General features: G+C 61.7%; 15 protein-coding genes. 11 read left to right on the top strand and 4 right to left on the bottom strand.

From position 1 onward, the window contains the following. Positions 1-44: 44 nt before the first annotated feature. The 5 genes from gmd (F2P47_RS06350) (at position 45) to galE (ending at position 6,075) form a co-directional block, all read left to right on the top strand. Positions 45-1,145 carry a GDP-mannose 4,6-dehydratase gene (gmd, locus tag F2P47_RS06350; protein ID WP_152215408.1) on the top strand — a complete coding sequence of 367 codons (1,101 nt, stop codon included), beginning with the start codon at positions 45-47 and terminating at the stop codon, positions 1,143-1,145. After that, positions 1,138-2,097, top strand: coding sequence for a GDP-L-fucose synthase (gene fcl / locus F2P47_RS06355; RefSeq protein ID WP_152215410.1), 960 nt, complete (start codon positions 1,138-1,140; stop codon positions 2,095-2,097). The genes gmd (F2P47_RS06350) and fcl overlap by 8 nt, the downstream gene beginning before the upstream one ends. Before the next feature lie 89 nt (positions 2,098-2,186). After that, positions 2,187-3,233, top strand: a complete 1,047-nt coding sequence (gmd, locus tag F2P47_RS06360) for a GDP-mannose 4,6-dehydratase (RefSeq protein ID WP_246176773.1) — start codon at positions 2,187-2,189, stop codon at positions 3,231-3,233. Between the two features lie 306 nt (positions 3,234-3,539). Further along, entirely contained in the window at positions 3,540-5,045 is a 1,506-nt protein-coding gene (locus tag F2P47_RS06365) for an undecaprenyl-phosphate glucose phosphotransferase (protein ID WP_185680982.1), read from the top strand. Positions 5,046-5,088: 43 nt separating this feature from the next. Continuing rightward, the gene (gene galE / locus F2P47_RS06370) at positions 5,089-6,075 is read left to right on the top strand and encodes a UDP-glucose 4-epimerase GalE (protein WP_152215414.1); all 987 of its coding nucleotides are present in this window, start codon (positions 5,089-5,091) and stop codon (positions 6,073-6,075) included. 41 nt (positions 6,076-6,116) lie between these two features. Here the strand turns inward: galE and F2P47_RS06375 are convergent, their stop codons facing one another. After that, positions 6,117-7,241: a tetratricopeptide repeat protein gene (locus F2P47_RS06375; RefSeq protein ID WP_152215416.1), complete on the bottom strand. Its 1,125-nt coding sequence runs from the start codon at positions 7,239-7,241 to the stop codon at positions 6,117-6,119. A gap of 318 nt (positions 7,242-7,559) precedes the next feature. Here F2P47_RS06375 and F2P47_RS06380 point away from each other — a divergent pair, with 318 nt between their 5' ends. Then, positions 7,560-8,336, top strand: coding sequence for a FecR family protein (locus F2P47_RS06380; RefSeq protein ID WP_185680983.1), 777 nt, complete (start codon positions 7,560-7,562; stop codon positions 8,334-8,336). Positions 8,337-8,381: 45 nt separating this feature from the next. On the opposite strand, the gene F2P47_RS06385 is transcribed toward F2P47_RS06380, so the two are convergent. Both F2P47_RS06385 and galU read right to left on the bottom strand, forming a co-directional pair. Continuing rightward, positions 8,382-9,776, bottom strand: a complete 1,395-nt coding sequence (locus F2P47_RS06385) for an O-antigen ligase family protein (protein ID WP_185680984.1) — start codon at positions 9,774-9,776, stop codon at positions 8,382-8,384. 101 nt (positions 9,777-9,877) lie between these two features. Continuing rightward, positions 9,878-10,759 carry a UTP--glucose-1-phosphate uridylyltransferase GalU gene (gene galU, locus F2P47_RS06390; RefSeq protein WP_152215421.1) on the bottom strand — a complete coding sequence of 294 codons (882 nt, stop codon included), beginning with the start codon at positions 10,757-10,759 and terminating at the stop codon, positions 9,878-9,880. Positions 10,760-11,115: 356 nt separating this feature from the next. On the opposite strand from galU, the gene F2P47_RS06395 reads away from it, so the two are divergent. Both F2P47_RS06395 and rfaE1 read left to right on the top strand, forming a co-directional pair. After that, complete coding sequence (locus F2P47_RS06395; RefSeq protein ID WP_152215423.1) at positions 11,116-12,549, top strand: mannose-1-phosphate guanylyltransferase/mannose-6-phosphate isomerase; 1,434 nt, start codon at positions 11,116-11,118, stop codon at positions 12,547-12,549. Between the two features lie 16 nt (positions 12,550-12,565). Beyond that, the gene (rfaE1, locus tag F2P47_RS06400) at positions 12,566-14,029 is read left to right on the top strand and encodes a D-glycero-beta-D-manno-heptose-7-phosphate kinase (protein WP_152215425.1); all 1,464 of its coding nucleotides are present in this window, start codon (positions 12,566-12,568) and stop codon (positions 14,027-14,029) included. Here rfaE1 and F2P47_RS06405 read toward each other — a convergent pair. After that, positions 14,019-14,330, bottom strand: a complete 312-nt coding sequence (locus F2P47_RS06405) for a YciI family protein (protein WP_152215426.1) — start codon at positions 14,328-14,330, stop codon at positions 14,019-14,021. The genes rfaE1 and F2P47_RS06405 overlap by 11 nt on opposite strands. A gap of 128 nt (positions 14,331-14,458) precedes the next feature. On the opposite strand from F2P47_RS06405, the gene F2P47_RS06410 reads away from it, so the two are divergent. The 3 genes from F2P47_RS06410 (at position 14,459) to F2P47_RS06420 (ending at position 18,759) form a co-directional block, all read left to right on the top strand. Beyond that, positions 14,459-16,432, top strand: a complete 1,974-nt coding sequence (locus F2P47_RS06410) for a beta-galactosidase (protein WP_152215428.1) — start codon at positions 14,459-14,461, stop codon at positions 16,430-16,432. A gap of 83 nt (positions 16,433-16,515) precedes the next feature. Further along, on the top strand, positions 16,516-17,799 hold the full coding sequence (locus F2P47_RS06415) for a lytic murein transglycosylase (RefSeq protein ID WP_152215430.1): 1,284 nt from the start codon (positions 16,516-16,518) through the stop codon (positions 17,797-17,799). 39 nt (positions 17,800-17,838) lie between these two features. Next, complete coding sequence (locus F2P47_RS06420; RefSeq protein ID WP_152215432.1) at positions 17,839-18,759, top strand: LysR family transcriptional regulator; 921 nt, start codon at positions 17,839-17,841, stop codon at positions 18,757-18,759. The last annotated feature ends 284 nt before the right edge of the window (positions 18,760-19,043 follow it).

Raw genomic sequence — 19,043 nt, forward strand, 5'->3', positions numbered from 1 at the left:
AGATATTTTCCGCCACAACCACTTTTGAAGTCAGAGGCTGAACAGTGTCACCCCTTTCGTCCAGTGCCGGCAACCCCTCCGCTCGCGTGGCCCTTATCACGGGCATCACCGGCCAGGACGGGGCCTATCTCGCGCGACTTCTTCTCGACAAGGGCTATGTGGTCCATGGTGTGAAGCGGCGGTCGTCGTCCTTCAATACGGCGCGCATCGACGATCTCTATCAAGACCCGCATATCGAGAGCGCGCGTCTCTTTCTCCACTATGGCGACCTGACGGACTCGACCAATCTCATCCGCATCGTCCAGGAGACGAAGCCCGACGAGATCTACAATCTCGCGGCTCAAAGCCATGTTCAGGTGAGCTTCGAGACGCCGGAATACACCGCCAATTCTGATGCCCTCGGAACGCTGCGCCTGCTTGAAGCGGTCCGTATCCTCGGCATGGAAAAGTCGACGCGCTTCTATCAGGCGTCGACCTCCGAGCTTTACGGGCTGGTACAGGAGACGCCGCAAAACGAGCGCACGCCCTTTTATCCGCGCTCACCCTATGCGGCAGCCAAGCTCTATGCCTATTGGATCACGGTGAACTACCGCGAGGCATATGACATGCACGCCTCGAACGGCATCCTCTTCAATCATGAAGGACCGACGCGCGGCGAAACCTTCGTTACGCGCAAGATCACACGCGCCGTGGCGGCCATCGAGCTGGGTCTTCAGGACACGCTTTATCTGGGCAATCTCGACGCGCGGCGTGACTGGGGTCATGCGCGCGATTATGTCGATGGCATGTGGCGTATTGTCCAGCAGGATGTGCCTGACGATTATGTGCTCGCCACGGGTGAAACCCATTCGGTGCGGGAGTTTGTGGAACTGGCCTTCGCGGAAACGGGCCGCAAGATCGCCTGGAAGGGTGAGGGCGTGGACGAGCAGGGCGTCGATGCGGGCAGCGGCAAGGTGCTGGTCAAGATCGACCCGCGCTACTTCCGTCCCACCGAAGTCGATTTGCTGCTTGGCGATCCGCGCAAGGCGCATCAAAAGCTCGGTTGGACCCACACCACGACCTTTGCGGAGCTGGTCGCTGAAATGGTCGCGTCGGACCTGAATGTTGTTGCTAGCGAAGAGAGCCGGAAAGGCCGACATGACTGAGCGGAAGAGCTACGCGCTTGAAGGCAAGAAGGTCTTTGTAGCGGGCCATCGCGGCATGGTCGGTTCGGCCATTCTGCGTCGGCTCGTCAGAGAATCCTGCGAAGTTTTGACGGTAGGGCGCGAAACCGTTGATCTGCGACGACAGGCCGAGGTCGAGGACTGGATGGCGGCATCGAAGCCGCAGGCGGTCTTCGTTCCGGCGGCGACGGTCGGCGGCATTCTCGCCAACGATACGCGGCCTGCCGAGTTTCTCTATGACAACCTGATGATCGAGGCGAACATCATCAATGCGGCCTGGCGCGTTGGCGTCGAGAAGCTGCTGTTCCTCGGCTCCTCCTGCATCTACCCGAAGCTCGCGCCGCAGCCGCTGCGCGAGGACTCACTGCTGACGGGGCCACTCGAACCCACGAACCAGTGGTATGCGGTGGCGAAGATCGCAGGCATCAAATTGTGTCAGGCTTATCGCCGCCAATATGGCTGCGATTTCATCTCGGCCATGCCTACCAATCTTTATGGCATCGGCGACAATTTCGATCTGCAATCCTCGCATGTCATGCCCGCGCTGATGGCGAAGATGCATGCCGCGAAGCTGGCGGGTGCATCTTCGGTCACCATCTGGGGGACCGGAACTCCGCGGCGCGAGTTTCTCTATGTAGAGGATTGCGCCGACGCGCTTGTCTTTCTGATGAAGAACTATTCCGAAGAAGAACATGTGAATGTCGGCTCCGGTGCGGATCTGACGATCCGCGAACTCGCGGAGATCATTCGGCGGATCGTGGGGTTCGAAGGTGAGATCGTGACTGACCCAAGCAAGCCGGACGGGACGCCGCGCAAGCTGCTTGATGTGTCGCGGCTTGCGAGCTGGGGTTGGCATCCAGGCGTTTCACTGGAGCAGGGGATTGCGGAGGTTTATCGCTGGTACTGCGAAACGCGAGAGACGGCTGGTGCGTAGAGGCACGCAGAAAGCCGCTACAGGGTTGGGGAGTGATGGTCTTGTCTTCCGTTGATCGGCAGGAAAGCCGGAAGAGACCGCCCGTTGCCATGATCACCGGCATCACGGGGCAGGATGGCGGATATCTTGCCGAGCTGCTGCTGCGAAAGGGCTATGTGGTGCATGGCCTGGGCCGCGATGTCGCGAAGATGGAGAGTGGCCGCCTCGCGGACATGGCGAGCAGAAATCCCGGCCTGTCTCTCCACGCATTCGACATGGTGCAGGGCGGCCGGATTCACGAGCTTGTTGAACAGATCGAGCCCGACGAAATCTATAATCTCGCCGCTCAAAGTCATGTCCAGAAGAGCTTCGAAGAGCCCGACTATACGATCGACGTCAACGCGACGGGAACCGTTCGGCTGCTGAACGCAATCGTCAAGCTGGGCATGGAGCGATCCACGCGCTTCTATCAGGCATCCAGCTCCGAGATGTTTGGTCATGCGACGGTTGGCGGTATGCAGAGCGAGGAGACGCCCTTCCATCCGCTGAACCCCTATGCAGTCGCCAAACATGCGGCTTTCGAAGCGACAAACAATTTCCGCGAGGCCTATGGGCTTCATGCGTCGAACGGCATTCTCTTCAACCATGAAAGCCCCTTTCGCGCGCCAACCTTCGTGACGCGCAAGATCTCCCTGGCCGTTGCCGCCGTCCATTTCGGTAGCGAGGAATGCCTGAAGCTCGGCAATCTCGATACGAGGCGCGACTGGGGCCATGCGCGCGACTATGTTGAAGGCATGTGGCTCATGCTGCAGCAGCCGGAACCGGGCGATTATGTTCTGGCAACCGGGGTCAATCGTTCCGTCCGCGAATTTGTGGAGATCGCTTTTCGTGAGATCGGGCGGGAAGTCGAATGGCGGGGCAGTGGCATCGGCGAAGAGGGCTTTGATGTTGCCTCGGGCCGACGTCTCGTTGCCGTCGATCCAAAGTTCTTTCGCCCGACCGATGTGAACGCGACACTTGGCAATGCGTCCAGGGCTCGGGCAGTCCTCGGCTGGACGGCGCGGACGAGCTTCGATCAGCTGGTGCGCGAGATGGTGGAGGCGGATATTCGCCGCATCGAGAGCTCAACTCGTTCCGGCGCTTCGCATTCAGTCTAGAGCCTTCCTCCGTCAGAAGATCATTTCGCCGTTTCAACTGTCTCCTTCGCCTCTCAGGTCCGGGCTTGCACGGGTTCCGATCCTATTCGGAGCAACTTGGAGAGGTGCGGGCACATGAAAGGTGGCATCGTCTCGCCGTATGCGACGAATTGTGCAACGCACAAAACTTTACTTGCGTTTTCTGGTTCTAAATGCCCCAATTCACCATGAGAGGTGGAGTGTTCCGGCGGGGCCAAGCGCCGACTTTTACGCTGATTCTGCGTGAAAAATAGGGCGGGGAACGGAGGCGGGAGGAGGCGATTGACCATGGATGGTAAGGCATGGACGGGCGGTGACATTTCGGGCCGCACATCTGTCGACCGTTCATCGTCCAACCGGGCAGAGCGAGCCCGGCGCACGTCCCGGCGCACGTCTATGAGCCCGTTCATTCATTCCAAGCGCGTCATCGCCGATTGCGTCGCTGCGTTCGATCTCTTCGCGGTCGTCGCGGCCTCGGCCATCGCCAAATGGGCTTACGTCGACCTGTTTCTCGGAAGTGACCAGCATATCGACATCTATCTCGCGGCGGGGCTGATCGGCGCGGCGATCGCCTTCATGTCGCTCAGAAATCAAAATTTCTATACCTTCGATATGCTGGCAAGTATGCGGGGACAGATCCGCCGCATTCTGGTCGGGCTTGCGATGACAGCACTGATCCTTATCGGCGCGGCCTACGCTTTCAAGATTTCCGCGCATTTTTCCCGGGGATGGTTCATCAGCTGGTTCGCGCTCTCGGCCGTTCTCCTTTTCTCGGGACATTTCGTTGTCGTGCGGCTGTTGCGTCGCTGGATGCGGGCTGGATTTTTCGGGCGCAACATCGCCATCTATGGGGGGGGTGAGATAGCGCGACGCCTGATCGAGCGGCTTACCTTCAAGAAGGATGGCCCTCGTCTTGTCGGCGTTTTCGACGATTTTCCGGCTGAGGGGGCGTCGCGCATCGTTATAGCGGGCGGACTTTCCGACCTCATCAGTCTCGCCCAGGCCGAGCGCGTGGATGAAGTGGTGATCGCCATTCCGCTTTCACAAGATCGTCGTATTGGCAGGCTCGTCGAAGAGCTTGCGGTCCTTCCAGCTGATATCCGCCTATGCCCGGATTTGACGGCCTTCCGCATGCGGCCGGTTGGGATCGTCAACTATGACGGAGTGCCGGTTCTGGAAATCGCCCGGCGACCGCTCGATCATTGGGGACCTGTCATCAAGGCGTTTGAAGACCGCGTGCTCGCTGCGCTTTTGCTCCTCATGGTCGCTCCGGTCCTGCTTCTTGTCGCCGCCGCAATCCGGCTCGATAGCGAGGGGCCGGTTCTGTTCCGGCAGCGCCGCCATGGCTTCAATCATCAGGTCATTACGGTATTGAAGTTCCGCACCATGCGGGTTGCTGAGGATGGGCCCATGGTGCAACAGGCCCGGCAGAACGACGCACGCGTGACGCGCGTCGGCCGGTTCCTCCGGCGTACGAGCCTCGATGAGCTGCCCCAGCTCATCAATGTTCTCCGGGGCGACATGTCGCTTGTGGGCCCCCGGCCTCATGCGCTCGCCCATAACGAGCATTTCTCAAGTCTCGTCGAGCATTATGCCAGGCGGCACAGGATGAAGCCCGGCATCACCGGCTGGGCGCAGGTTAACGGATTGCGCGGAGAAACCGATACGCCGGAGAAGATGCGCAGGCGTATCGAGCATGATCTTTACTATATCGAGAATTGGTCCCTCTGGTTCGACATCAGAATTCTGGCATTGACCCCGTTTCTTGGGCTATTCCACAAGAACGCCTATTGAAGTGCCGCGAGCCGAAGTGCGTGGCTGATCCGGAGTCGTTGGGATGAGTGTATTGGTGACGGGCGGCGCCGGCTATATCGGCAGTCACGCGGTGATTGACCTGCTGTCGGCGGGCGAAGAGGTCCTCGTTCTCGATGACCTGTCGACAGGTTTCGACTGGGCCGTGCAGGTGCCGGAGAATCTTTACGTCGGCGACATAGCGGACGAAACGCTGCTTGCCCGTATTATTGCCGAGCGTAAGGTCGAGGCGGTGATCCATTTTGCCGGCTCGGTCGTCGTACCGGAGTCGGTGGTCAACCCGCTCAAATATTATCTGAACAACACCGCCAAATCACGAAGCCTGATTGAGGCTTGCGTGAAGGGGGGGGTGAAGCATTTCATCTTTTCCTCGACCGCCGCCGTTTACGGAATGACGGGCGAGGCTGCCGTCAGCGAAGATGTGCCGCTCAACCCGATCTCGCCCTATGGCGTCTCGAAGCTCATGACCGAATGGATGCTGCGCGATACCGCCGCAGCCCATGAGCTGACCTATGTCGCGCTTCGCTATTTCAACGTCGCGGGCGGCGATCCCAAGGGCCGCATCGGCCAGTCAACCACCAATGCGACGCATCTCATCAAGGTCGCCTGCCAGACCGCGCTCGGTCAGCGGCCCTATATCGATGTGTTCGGCGAGGACTACCCGACAAAGGATGGAACCTGCATACGCGATTACATCCATGTGAGCGACCTTGCCGCCGCTCATACCTCGGCCCTGATCTACCTCAGAAACGGGGGTTCGAGCCTCGTCGCGAATTGCGGCTATGGCCACGGTTTCTCGGTGCGTGAGGTGCTGCGCTCGGTCGAGCGGGCGGCGGGACATTCGATCGAGATTCGTCAGGCACCGCGACGGTTGGGCGATCCTGCCTCGGTCGTCTCCAACCCGGCCCGCATCAAGGAAGCGCTGGGCTGGACGCCCAATTACGACGACCTCGACATGATCGTCAGCCACGCGCTCGCCTGGGAGACGAAGCTGCGGGAGCGAAACCGCTAGGCAATTTGCCGGGAGAGCTTCGCTCCGCGCAGCACTCCTCGTCAGAAGTTGGCGATGAAGGTCAGCCGGGCTTCGTTGTCGTGATAGTCGCGCGTGTCGTCGTTTGAGCGGTTCATCCGGTAGGTATAGTCGAGCTTGATGTCCGACTGGAACATGAGCGTGTCCTTGAAAACCAGGGACATGCCGGGCTCCAGATGGTTATCGGTCCGCGTATCGCCGTCCACCAGATGCTCCGAATAGTAGCGCTGCCAGCCGGTGAGGTTCGGGCCGACGATGATGTCGTCGGCGACGGGGATGTAATAGGCGATCTCCGCGCCCCATTCGCGATAGCGACCGGGCTGAATTTCTTCCTGTGAAATGTCCGTCACCGAGCCGTCGATGCCGCTCCACTTCAACCAGGGCGCAATGGAGATGACATCCGTCTCGGTCAGGACGGCGGGAATGGCAATCCTGCCTCTGGCCTCAGCGTAATAGCCGCTATCTGCCGTGAAATAGGGGCCGTAGCTGCGCGCGCCGCCGCGGATGCGCAGCGACTGATAGGCGCCGGCAAAGCTGCCTTCGAAGGTCGCGCCGATATTCGCTTCACGGTAGTAAAGCTTGTTCGACAGATTGGCGGCCGCGACGCCGACTGCCGTATGGACGGAGAGGCCAGGCGTCAGGTCGAAGACGGGACCTGTTGCGACACTGATGTGCTGATAGCTCAGGTCGCTGTGGTTGTTAACCAGGTCGAGCCCGATGGCGCCAAGCGTACGCCAGCCGAAGGTGCCGGCCGACCGGTCGTCACGGACGGCGAGGTTCGCGAAGATGCTGGGCGCGCTCTTCGCATCGCTCGACACGTTGGCGGGATTGGACTCCCAGGCCGTTCCGACCTCGAGCTTGAACTGGGTCGACGAAGGCTGGAGGATGCGACGCAGCCGCTGCAGACCTACACGCGCTTCGGCATTGTCCGGGTCGTTCAGGAGGATACGTTCATAGGCGGCCAGCGCGAGGCGCGGCTTGCCCTGCTGCTCCGCCAGTTTGGCGTATTGCAGATTTTTTGCCGCGTCCGTCGGATTGTTCAAGACCAGTTCGTAAGCGGAGGAAAGCTCATCCGCCCGCGCGCTGGTAAGGGCGCCGCCTGCCAGAACCAGAGCGCAAGCTGAAGCCAGGTAAAGTCGATTGAACACGGTTTGTAGCCCCACCTTCGATGTCCCCACGCCACACCTCTAATGGTTTTTGTGCGGAAAATACACGAAAAAAAGTGCCTCAATTTTGTGCGGGGTCGCTGGAATAAAACGCTCCATTTTTCGGTGGCGAAGGACGCGTAGCAACTTGAGAAAATTTATGGGTCGATCCGCTTAATGACGGCTTGTCATCCGGGGTGCGCCAATGAAATAGTGGCCCCGTCCCTGTGGGGCATTGGCATTGGGGCAATGTTGGGGACGGCGATCGCGCAAGCGGTGGCGGATAGGGGCGGGCATCAAGTCCGGCTACAGATGAAATATATGAACAGAGCGCTTTTCGCGGCAGGGTTAACGGCACAGGCGCTAGCGGTTATGCCGGCCTATGCCGATGCGCGAATTGGTGTCGCAGCTGCCGTTGCCTCGAAGGCGGAGGCAATCATCAACGGGAAGTCGAGCGCGCTGGTCGCGGGCAGCCAGCTTGTCACCAATGAGACGGTCCGTACCGGCACCAGCGACACGGCGCAGCTGCTCTTCCTCGATCAGACAAGTCTCAGCGTCGGCCCCAAATCGGAAGTAACTCTCGACAAATTTGTCTACGACCCCAATCGGAGCAAGGGCGATGTCGTGCTTCAGGCGACGAAGGGGGCGTTTCGTTTCGTTTCCGGCACACAGGATCCGCATAGCTATGCGCTCAACACGCCCGTCGCTTCGATCGGTGTGCGTGGCACGATCATCGACTTTCTCGTTCAGGGCGACCAGTTGGTCGTGATCCTCGTCGAGGGCTGGTCCGAGATCACATTGCCGGGCGGCCGGATTGTCAGGCTGACGACACCGGGCACCGCGATCCATATCTCCAAGGACGGCTCCGTTCAGGGCCCCAAGACCTGGGACGGCACCTACCGCAACATCGTGCAGGCCGCGTCGTTCCCGCTTTATGGCCACCGCTTCTCAAGCGAGAAGCCGGACTTTGACGGCGGCGACAGCAGCCATATCGACCTCACCGAAGAAACGATCACCCATACGATCGAACTCTATACCCCTCCGAACCCGTGCGAATATGAATGCGGGTGCGGCGAGGGTAACATCTACGGCGAATAACAAGCCGCGCTCTCCGCGCTGCCGCTCGGTGGCCGCGTGTTTCTTTCAGGGGGTGCTATCCTGCCCCGGCCGCCTTGTGCTCCATGATTGAGCGACGGCAATGCCGAGCATGAAGGCGTAGAGCATCGCTACGGCCGGGATTTGCAAGCTGAAATCGACAAGGGCGTGAAGCCCGACCAGCACCGTCGCAGCGACGCCGATGCCTGCGATGGCCCAGTCGCGCTTGCGCATCTGTACGCCGCGCAGGGCAATGCCCGCCAGGAGCAGGATTGCGGCATTCAATGCGATGGCCGCAGGGATGCCGAGTTCGAGCGCATTCTCTAGATAAGTATTATGTGCCTTGTCCCAGACGGGCTCGAGCTGCGGCGTCTTCGGCTGGAAGGCGGAAATGACATCGGGGAATGTCCCGAAGCCGCTTCCCGCCCAGGGCGACGCTTCGATCGCGTCGAGCGTCAGCAGGTAGATCTCTTCGCGGTTCCCGAGTTCCGCGCCACCGGCTTCATAGCGGTCGACGACCTTGCCACCGCCTGCGAGGAAGATGATGGTGAAGAAAGCCGCGCCAAGTGCCAGCGCCGGAAGAATGGTTCGCCGTGAGAGCATTCCCCGCGCATGGGCGAGAGCGAGCACAAGAAGGCCTGCGAGGCTCGAAATGAAACCGCCTCTCGATCCTGTGAGGAGCAGCGCGAGCGCCACGGCCAGAACGGACCCCGCGAGCCAGACCGTCGCGCCGGAACTCAGGCTTTCAAGGATCAGCACCGTCTTCTGGCGCCATTGCCGCTTTACGCCCAACACCGGCTCGATGCGTTTGAGGAAGAGCGAAAAACCCGCAAGCAGGCAAAGCCCCATGAAGGTTGCGAAGGAGTTGCGATTGACGAAGGTGCTCGCAAGTGCGTCGTGATAAGCCCATTTGCGGTAGAAGAGAATCCAGTCGTTACCCGTGACCCAGACGATGAGGCCATAAAGGGCATAGGCCGCTCCGATGGCGGCGACTGCGCCGAGCGAGAAATAGGCGCGCTCCGCCTTCGCATTGAGCTGAAGCGAAAGCCAGAAGACGGCTCCATATGAGAGAAGGTGCATGAGCCCCGTCAGGGTTGCATCCGGATTGACAGATATCCCGCCAGGTAGCGCTGTACCGAGCGCCGCGCTCGCTTCCGCCCATATGGGGTCGGCCCAGAGGCCGGGCAGCCATTGGAAGGCAATCCAGAGGCAAACGCCAAGATAGAGCGCAAACGGGCCAGCGATTTTCGAAGGGCTTATTGTAACGGACGCCCCGCGCCAGACCGCGAGCGACCAGCCGATCAACAGGAGCCCCGCGCCAAGCGCGAGCAGGGCGGCGGGCAGCGGCCTGTTGCTCGCAAGCGGCAAGGGCGCGAGCGCGACAAGGGCGAGCAGGCCTGCATTAACCCAGGCGAGCCCCGCGTTGGTTGCTTCCGGTTTCAAATCACAGCCCCCGTCGAAACATTCAGCCTGGCGGTCGAGAAGCGGGGCCGAGTGTGCAGCAAAGGCGGCGGCGGTCATGTGTGTCCGCCGCCCCCTGCCGGTCACCGTTTGATGATCTGTTCGGCGATCGGACGGAATTTCGGCGCGATGTCCGGACGGTCGAGCGCGAGAACCAGATTGGCGGTCAGATAACCGATCTTGTCGCCGCAGTCATAGGTCGTGCCGGTGAAGCGATAGGCGAAGAAATCCTGTTCGGAGCAAAGTGAGATCATGCTGTCGGTGAGCTGGATCTCGCCACCGGCGCCGGGCTTCTGTTTGGCAAGCTTATCGAAGATTTCGGGCTGGAGGATGTAGCGGCCGGAAATGATGAGATCCGACGGCGCGTCCTCGACCTTCGGCTTTTCCACCATGCCGGTGATGCGATGCGTGGCGGCATCGAAGCTCTCGCCGAGCGCCACGACGCCATAGCGGTTCACATGCTCATGCGGCACTTCCTCCACCGCGACGATGTTGCCGCCATGTCTTTCGTAGACGTCAACCATCTGGGCGAAGCAACCGGGCTTGCCATGGATCAGCATGTCGGGCAGTGCCAGCGCGAAAGGCTCATCGCCGATCACATCGCGCGCGCACCACACCGCATGGCCGAGACCGAGCGGTTCCTGCTGGCGCACGAAGCTTGCTGTGCCTGCCGCCGGGCGGCTCGTCGTCAGCATTTCGAATTCGGCCGTCTTGCCGCGCGCTTTAAGCGTCGCTTCGAGTTCATAGGCGAGGTCGAAATGATCCTCGATCGCGCCCTTGCCACGGCCGGTGATGAAAACGAAGTGCTCAATGCCAGCCTCGATCGCTTCCTCGACCGCGTATTGAATGACGGGCTTGTCGACGACGGTCAGCATTTCCTTCGGGATGACCTTGGTCGCGGGCAAAAAGCGCGTGCCGAGTCCGGCAACGGGAAAAACGACTTTACGCAGTTTCTTGGGGGCCATGCTGACGCCGATCCTTTCGCGCTCTCTATCCCTGGACGCCGGTCGGAGCTGAAACGCGCCGCTGGCCGGTCGTCGATGTTTTGCATCAATGCCGTCCGCCCTGCAAGGAATCGGCGAGCGGAACCGCGGCATTTTCCATGAGCGGTGCCCCGCTGGCGAGGCCCCACCTCTCCCGGATTTATCCATCGGGGATGATGCCGTGCGCGGCAAAACTGCTAAACTGACAAAAAGCCGCGACCGGGCGGCCGTGTCCTGCGGCGCGGGCCATTAACCCTGGCGGCGACGGGCGTCGGTCGGTCTTGTCGTGAGACCTCGGAGGATATGCTAGGTTCCGGCGCCAATTAACGAGGGTCGATGTGACGATATATCCGGTCATCCTGTCCGGCGGGGTGGGGTCGAGGCTCTGGCCGACCTCCCGCGCGCTCTATCCCAAGCAGCTGCTTCCGCTGGTGTCCGAGCGGGCCATGCTGCTGGAAACGGCCTTGCGCGTGACCGATCCGGAATTGTTCGCCCCCGCCATCATCGTTTCCAACGACGAACACCGGTTCATTATCGCCCAGCAGATGCGCGATGCGGGGCTTACGCCGCTTGCCCATCTGCTCGAACCGCAGGGCCGCAACACGGCGCCCGCTGCCGCTGCCGCTGCCGCCTATGTGCAGACCCACGACCCGCGGGGCATTCTGCTCCTGCTTCCTGCCGATCATCATATTCGTGATGTGGCGGCCTTCCACGAGGCCATCAAGCGGGGTGCGGAACTCGCGCGGGCTGGCAAACTCGTCACTTTCGGCATCGTGCCTTCGGCGCCTGAAACCGGCTATGGCTACATCAAGCGCGGTGCGGCGCTGGGCGAAGGCGCCTTCGCCGTCGAGCGATTCGTCGAGAAACCCAATCTCGAAACGGCGAAGACCTATCTCGATCAGGGCGGCTATGACTGGAACGCGGGCATCTTCATGTTTCGCGCCGACCGCATCCTCGATGAGATGCGCGTTCATTGCCACGCCATCGCGTCGCTCGCGACGGAGGCCGTGCACAAGGCGAGCCGCGACCTCGATTTCGTGCGCTTGCAGCCCGAAGCCTTCAACGCCTGTCCGTCGGACTCGATCGACTATGCCGTCATGGAGCATACGCGCGATGCCGTCGTCGTGCCGGTCGAAATGGGCTGGAGCGATATCGGCAGCTGGTCGGCGCTCTGGGAGATCGGCGAGAAGGACAAGGACGGCAATGTCCTGTCCGGTGACGTTCTGACGCTCGATACGAAGAACTGTTTCGTGCGGGCTGAGACGGGCCTCGTCGCCACGCTCGGTGTCGAAAACCTGATCGTGGTGGAGACGGGCGACGTTCTCTTCATCGCCTCGAAGGATCGCGTTCAGGACGTGAAGAAAATTGTCGAGCGCATTGCCGCCGAGGGACGCACCGAGCATCAGGCGCATAATCGCGTCTACAGGCCCTGGGGATTCTATGAAGCGCTTGATTCCGGCGAGCGCCATCAGGTCAAGCATCTGATGGTCCATCCCGGTGCGGCGCTGTCGCTCCAGATGCATCATCATCGTGCGGAGCATTGGGTCGTTGTGAGCGGCGAGGCGCGCGTCACTGTCGGCGACGAGATCCGGATTTTGCGCGAGAACGAGTCGACCTATATCCCCGTCGGCGTGAAGCATCGGCTCGAAAATCCGGGCGGCGAACCCCTCAGCATCATCGAAGTGCAGTCGGGCGACTATCTCGGCGAAGACGACATCGTGCGCTATGACGATGTTTATGGGCGCAGCTCCAAGGCCTCGGCCGCGGAATAGAACGACCGGGCAGGGCATGACGGGCAAGCAGCATCTGACGGGCAAGGTTGAGGCGCTCGAAGGGACGAAAATCCTTTGCGTTGGCGATGTCATGCTCGATCGCTATGTCTATGGCGATGTCGAGCGCATCTCGCCGGAGGCGCCGATCCCCGTGCTTCGTGTGAAGGACGAACGCTCGATGCTGGGCGGTGCGGGCAATGTCGCGCGGAACCTTGCGGCGCTCGGCGCGCATGTGGCTTTTGCCTCTGTCGTTGGCGCCGATGAGGTCGGTGAAGAGATAGAGCGGATGCTTGGAAACGTGCCGCATCTGCAGGCGAGCCTCGTGGTGGAGCCGCTGCGCCGTTCGACTGTCAAGACGCGCTTCGTGGCCATGGGCCAGCAGGTTCTGCGAGCTGACCATGAAACCAGTGCCGCGCTTACATCCGCGGCACAGACCGAGTTCATTGACCGTGTCCGGGGCCTCGTTCCCGATGTGCAGGTCGTTGTGCTTTCCGACTATGGCAAGGGCGTTCTGACACCTGAAGTCTGCCGCGCCATCATAGATGTGGCGCGCGCTGCGGGCGTTCCCGTCGTCGTCGATCCCAAGGGGCGCGACTACAGCCTCTATCGCGGCGCAAGTGTCGTGACGCCGAACCGCAAGGAACTTGCCGAGGCGACCGGAGAGAATGCGAGCGGCGACGAGGCCATCGTGGCGCTGGCACGAAAGCTGATTGGCGAAGCCGGTATCGACGCCATGATCGTGACGCGGAGCCAGGAAGGCATGAGCGTCGTAATGGCGTCGGGCGAGGTCGCGCATCTGCCGGCGGAGGCGCGCGAAGTCTTCGACGTGTCAGGCGCGGGCGATACGGTTATCTCGACGCTGGCGGCGTCGCTGGCGGGCGGGCTTTCGCTCGTTGAGGCGGCGAGCCTCGCCAATACGGCGGCGGGCATTGTCGTCGGCAAGGTGGGCACGGCAGTCGTCTATCTGGACGAGCTCGCCGCGAAGCTGCGCGAGAACGAACTTTCGTCGATCGAAAGCAAGGTTGCGACCTTGCAGGCGGCGCAGGACGTCGCGGCCTCCTGGCGCGCCAGGGGGCTCACGGTCGGCTTCACCAATGGCTGCTTCGATCTTCTGCATCCGGGCCATGTGGCGCTGCTTGCGCAATCGCGCGCGCTGTGCGACCGGCTGATCGTTGGGCTGAACAGCGACGCATCCGTGTCGCGGCTCAAGGGACCGACGCGGCCTGTCCAGCCCGACATCGCGCGGGCGACGGTGCTCGCCTCGCTCGCAAGCGTCGATCTCGTCGTGATCTTCGAGGAAGACACGCCGGAAAACCTGATCCGCAGCCTTCGCCCCGATGTTCTCATCAAGGGCGGGGACTACACGGTCGAAACGATCGTTGGCGCCGATTTCGTGCAGTCTCACGGCGGCAAAGTCGCCATCATCGATCTCGTGCCGGGCTTCAGCACGACGAAGACGGTCGAAAAGCTCAGCCGATAATGGCGGCCTTCGGCCCCCAATCTTCCGGAGTGTCCGCCGAGCGCATGGTCGGCTCCCAGGCGATAAGGTCGTATTCAGCGACGCCTTCCGTGATGAAAGGATCTGCCGCGGCCAGGGCGCGCGCTTCTTCCAGCGTTTCTGCCTTGATGAGAATGACACCGCCGATACGCGGATCGTGGCGCCTAGCCATCAGGAAATGGCCCGAGGCAAAGCCGCGCTTGAGCCAGTCGCGGTGCGGTTCGAGCTGCGCATCGACCTCTTCGACGGGGCGGACATATTTCAGTATATCGAGAAAGAGCATGTGATCCTCCTGGCGGTTAATCTTTCCTACCGCATCGGGGCCTTTCGCGCAGCAAGGCTTGCGGCATGGGAAAAAAATGCGGCAAGCTGGCCTTCTTACCCGGGTGGGGGCTTGGGGAGGGCGTGAACATGGCCGATCGCGGCTCGGCGAAAATCGGGGTCTGCTACTACCCGGAACATTGGCCCGAGGATATGTGGGCCGATGACGCGCGGCGCATGCACAAGGGGGGCATCCGCCGGGTTCGTATCGGCGAGTTCGCCTGGAGCCGGCTGGAGCCGGAGTTCGGCCGTTCCGATTTCGGCTGGCTCGCACGCGCCATCGACACGCTTCATGCCGAAGACCTTGGTGTCATTCTCGGAACGCCGACGGCGACGCCGCCCAAATGGCTGGTCGATCGGATGCCGGACATGTTCGCCATCGATCTTCATGGAAGGCCGCGCGGCTTCGGCTCGCGCCGGCATTACTGCTTTTCCCATGCGGGCTACCGGCGCGAGTGCGCGCGCATCGTAACGGCGCTGGGCGCGGCCTTCGGTCAGCATCCTGGCGTCGTCGGCTGGCAGATCGACAATGAATATGGTTGCCATGATACCGTGCGCTCCTACTCAGAATCCGCGCTACTCGGCTTTCGCCATTGGCTGAAAGAGCGCTACGGCACCGTCGCCGCGCTCAACGAGGCATGGGGCAATGTCTTCTGGAGCATGGAGTATCGGAACTTCGAAGAGATCGACCTTCCGGTCGGCGCCGTCACCGAGACCAATCCCGCGCATCGCACTGATTTCGACCGCTACTCCTCCGATCAGGTGCGCGAGTTAAACCGTGTGCAGACGGATATCCTGCGCGTCCTCTCGCCGGGGCGCGACATCGTTCACAATTTCATGACCTTCCATTCCGACTTCGATCACTACGATGTGATGGAAGATCTGGATGTTGCGACGTGGGATTCCTATCCGCTCGGAAGTCTCGACGTCTTTCCTGCAGATCCCGCACACAAGGCCGCTTTCGCCCGCACTGGCGATCCCGACATGCAGGCGTTTCACCACGATCTCTATCGCGGCGCCGGGCGAGGGCGTTTCGGCATCATGGAGCAGCAGCCCGGTCCGGTGAACTGGGCCGACTACAACGCCGATCCATTGCCCGGCCTCGTGCGGCTCTGGGGCCTGGAAGGCATCGCGCATGGCGCGGAACTCGTTTCCTATTTCCGCTGGCGACAGACGCCCTTCGCGCAGGAACAGTTCCATGCAGGGCTCATCCTCCCGAACAACGAGACGGACCGCGCCTATGCGGAGGTGCAGCAGCTCGCCCGCGATCTCATCAAACTGGGTGACCTTGGTGCGACAGCGCCCGCAAAGGTCGCCATCGTCAATTCCTATGAGGCGCGATGGTTTCTCGCCATCCAGCCGCAGGGAAAGAACTTCTCCTATGTCGAGCAGATCTTTTCGATCTACCGGGCGCTGCGCGCCATGGGGCTCGACATCGACATCGTTGGTCCCGAGGCCAATCTTTCCGGCTATGCGCTCGCCGTCCTGCCATCCATGCCCTATGTGCCGCCGCTTCTTGCAGCGTCGCTCGAAGGTTTCGAGGGGCAGTTGCTCGTCATGCCGCGCACCGGCAGCCGCACGGCATCGCATCGCATACCAACGAATCTCGCACCGGGTCCGCTCGCTGGCCTGCTCGGCATCAAGGTCACGCGCGTCGAAAGTTTCCGTCCGCATTCCGCGATCCGGCTCGTCTTCGAGGGCGAGCATTGCACTTTCGACCGCTGGCGCGAATTCGTGACCGTGACCGAGGCGGACATCGTGGCGCGGGTCGACGATGGTCGCCCGGCGCTGACGCGCAAGGGCAATGCCTGGTACCTCGCCGGATGGCCCGACGCGACGTTGCTTGCGTTGATTCTCCGTCGCCTCGCTGGCGAGGCGGGACTTGCACTCGAAAGCTTTGCGCCCGGTCTGCGCACACGTCGGCGTGGGCACTGGTGCTTCCTCTTCAACTATGGGCCGGAGGTTGCCGACATATCGGGGATCGTGCGGGGCGAGCTCGTTATCGGCGAGCATGTGCTGCCCGTGGGCGGCGCTGCCGTTTGGCGCGAAGGGCCGGGAAATTAACAAAGAGCCGCGGCCTGTTCTGCTAATCCATGCGGGCTCATGCTAATCTCGCCCGAGTTTTCGCGCAGGAGCCTTCGATACCGATGTCCCGTTCCTTTCGTTTTCCCCGTTTCGGCCTCCGCTCCGGCAGCCTAATCGTTCTGGGCGGGCTCGTTCTTGCCGGCTGCGCGGATGCGCGCACCCATGTCCGCGTGCCCGAGACGCGCATGCCGATGTCGCCGCCGGTCAACGCCAATAGCGAGCGTTTTGCCGACTGGCTGACGGCCTTTCGCCTCGACGCGATGAAAGCGGGGATCAGCGCAGCGACCTTCGACCGGGCCATGCGGGGCGTGACGCCAGATCCGGATGTGATGGAGGCCGACCAGAACCAGCCGGAATTCGTGAAGCCCGTTTGGGAATATCTGCGCGGCGCGCTGTCCGACAAGCGCGTGGCTCGCGGAAAGGCGCTGCTTGCCGAAAATCGCACGCTCTTCGACCGCATTGAAAAGACCTATGGCGTCGACCGCCATTTCGTCGCCGCCATCTGGGGGCTCGAGTCGAATTTCGGCGATCACATGGGGACGCAAAGCGTAGTCCGCTCGCTTGCGACGCTCGGCTTTGAAGGGCGCCGGCCGGATTTCGGCCGTACACAGCTCATCGCGGCGCTGCAGATCGTTCAGGCGGGCGACATTCCGCCGGAGGAAATGGTCGGCTCATGGGCAGGCGCCATGGGCCAGACTCAATTCATTCCGACAACCTATCTCGCCCATGCGATCGACTTCGATGGCGATGGGCGGCGCGACATATGGCGCTCGACCGCCGATACACTGGCCTCTACTGCGCATTATCTTCAGGTCTCGAAGTGGCAGACGGGCGGACATTGGGGCTTCGAAGTCGCAATGCCGAAGCATTTCGACTATGCGCTGGCCGACATGTCGCTGACGAAGACGGTGGCGGAGTGGAAAAAGCTCGGGCTGAAGCGTGCCGACGGCCGCGCCTTCCCGGCCACCGACGTGGAAGAAAAGGCGTCGCTGCTGCTGCCTGCCGGATACAAGGGGCCTGCCTTCCTTGTTCTGAACAATTTCCGCTCGATCCTCGTCTACAATGCTTCGACTTCCTATGCGCTGGCAGTCTCGCTGCTGGCCGATCGGTTTGTGGGGCGGGGCGAGATCAAGGGCGGCTGGCCCTATGACGAGCGGCCGCTCACCCGCTCCGAGCGCGAGGAGTTGCAAGCGCTTCTCACTGCCAAAGGTTATGACCATGGCAAGCCGGATGGCATCATCGGCTACAACACGCGCAAGGCGATCCGTGCCTATCAGCAATCGGTCGGCCTGCCGCCGGATGGCTACCCGACGGCATCCCTGCTCGAAAGGATGAGGGCAAACTGAGGCGATACAGACGCCGCAGTTTGGATATACTGCCGGCCCATGAACCTGCGCCAGATCAGATATTTCATCGCTGCCGCGGAGACGGAGTCCGTCTCCCGCGCCGCGCAGGAACTCGGCATATCCCAATCGGCTATCACCTCGGCGATCCAGGCGCTCGAATATGAGACTGGGGCGAGCCTTTTCGTGCGCCACGCCAAGGGTGTGCGCCTGACCCATGAGGGGCACCAGCTCGTGCTCCATGCGCGGCGCATCATGGCCGCGGTGGCGGATGCACGCCGCGCCGTCAGCGTCCGGCCCGAGGCTACGACCGGCGATCTCAATGTGGGCGTAACCCATATGGTGTCGGGCTATTACCTCGCCGATCTGCTTGCGCGCTTTCGCCGAGTCTTTCCGCAGGTCGATGTCCGCGTGGTGGAAGACGAGCGCACTTATCTCGAACACCTGCTCGTCAATGGCGAACTCGATGTCGGGCTGCTGCTGGTGTCGAACCTTCAGGACCGGCAAGCGCTCGAATCCGAAGTGCTGATCCGTTCGCCCTGGCGCATCTGGTTGCCTGCGGGCCATGCGCTTCTTTCACAGAATGTGCTGACGCTGGCCGACCTTGCCGCCGAGCCGCTCATCATGCTTTCCGTCGACGAACTGATCGAAACGACAACCGCCTATTGGCGCGAGGAGGGGCTCTCGCCCAACATCGTGCTCAAGACCGCGTCGGTGGAAGCGGTGCGTAGCCTCGTCGGCATGGGCGTTGGTCTCGCGACCTTGCCCGACATGGCCTATCGCCCCTGGTCGCTCGAAGGCGACAGGCTCGAAGCGCGCGAGCTTGCGAATCCCATTCCCACCGTCGATGTCGGCCTCGCCTGGCGTCGCGGTGCGCCCTTGCGCCCGACCGCGAGCCAGTTCCTCGACATGTGCCGCGAATACAGCCCGCCGAACACGCGCCGCCGCCTTCCTGGCAACTGACCCCCAATCCGGCCCGAACCCGGCTTGCCGCCCCCTCCTCGTTGAGGGGGGCCTCTCGTCGCGTCGCACCTAAAGGCCGATTTGATGGCGCAGATATCTGATTTTCAGAATGAGTGACGCGGATTTTCCGATTTTCAATTCCCATATTGCTGCCCTAACATTTTTGTGGCGTCGGGACGAGTGTTCGCCCGGTCGCTCCGGGGCTTTATTAAGGCTTTGATATCGAAGGATTTTCCTTCGAAAAAGGCGGATTTGAAACCTGCAATGCCGGGTAGGCGGGTGAA

The sequence above is a fragment of the Parvibaculum sedimenti genome, from assembly GCF_009184905.1.
In the GTDB taxonomy this organism is placed as follows: Bacteria; Pseudomonadota; Alphaproteobacteria; order Parvibaculales; family Parvibaculaceae; genus Parvibaculum; species Parvibaculum sedimenti.

What these genes read in the sequence shown, in the direction of transcription:
- F2P47_RS06420 (WP_152215432.1), top strand. Translation starts at nt 17,839, where the DNA reads ATGAACCTGCGCCAGATCAGATATTTCATCGCTGCCGCGGAGACGGAG.
- F2P47_RS06365 (WP_185680982.1), top strand. Translation starts at nt 3,540, where the DNA reads ATGGATGGTAAGGCATGGACGGGCGGTGACATTTCGGGCCGCACATCT.
- galU (WP_152215421.1), bottom strand. Translation starts at nt 10,759, where the DNA reads ATGGCCCCCAAGAAACTGCGTAAAGTCGTTTTTCCCGTTGCCGGACTC.
- fcl (WP_152215410.1), top strand. Translation starts at nt 1,138, where the DNA reads ATGACTGAGCGGAAGAGCTACGCGCTTGAAGGCAAGAAGGTCTTTGTA.
- F2P47_RS06410 (WP_152215428.1), top strand. Translation starts at nt 14,459, where the DNA reads ATGGCCGATCGCGGCTCGGCGAAAATCGGGGTCTGCTACTACCCGGAA.
- rfaE1 (WP_152215425.1), top strand. Translation starts at nt 12,566, where the DNA reads ATGACGGGCAAGCAGCATCTGACGGGCAAGGTTGAGGCGCTCGAAGGG.
- galE (WP_152215414.1), top strand. Translation starts at nt 5,089, where the DNA reads ATGAGTGTATTGGTGACGGGCGGCGCCGGCTATATCGGCAGTCACGCG.
- gmd (WP_246176773.1), top strand. Translation starts at nt 2,187, where the DNA reads ATGATCACCGGCATCACGGGGCAGGATGGCGGATATCTTGCCGAGCTG.
- F2P47_RS06380 (WP_185680983.1), top strand. Translation starts at nt 7,560, where the DNA reads ATGAACAGAGCGCTTTTCGCGGCAGGGTTAACGGCACAGGCGCTAGCG.
- F2P47_RS06405 (WP_152215426.1), bottom strand. Translation starts at nt 14,330, where the DNA reads ATGCTCTTTCTCGATATACTGAAATATGTCCGCCCCGTCGAAGAGGTC.
- F2P47_RS06415 (WP_152215430.1), top strand. Translation starts at nt 16,516, where the DNA reads ATGTCCCGTTCCTTTCGTTTTCCCCGTTTCGGCCTCCGCTCCGGCAGC.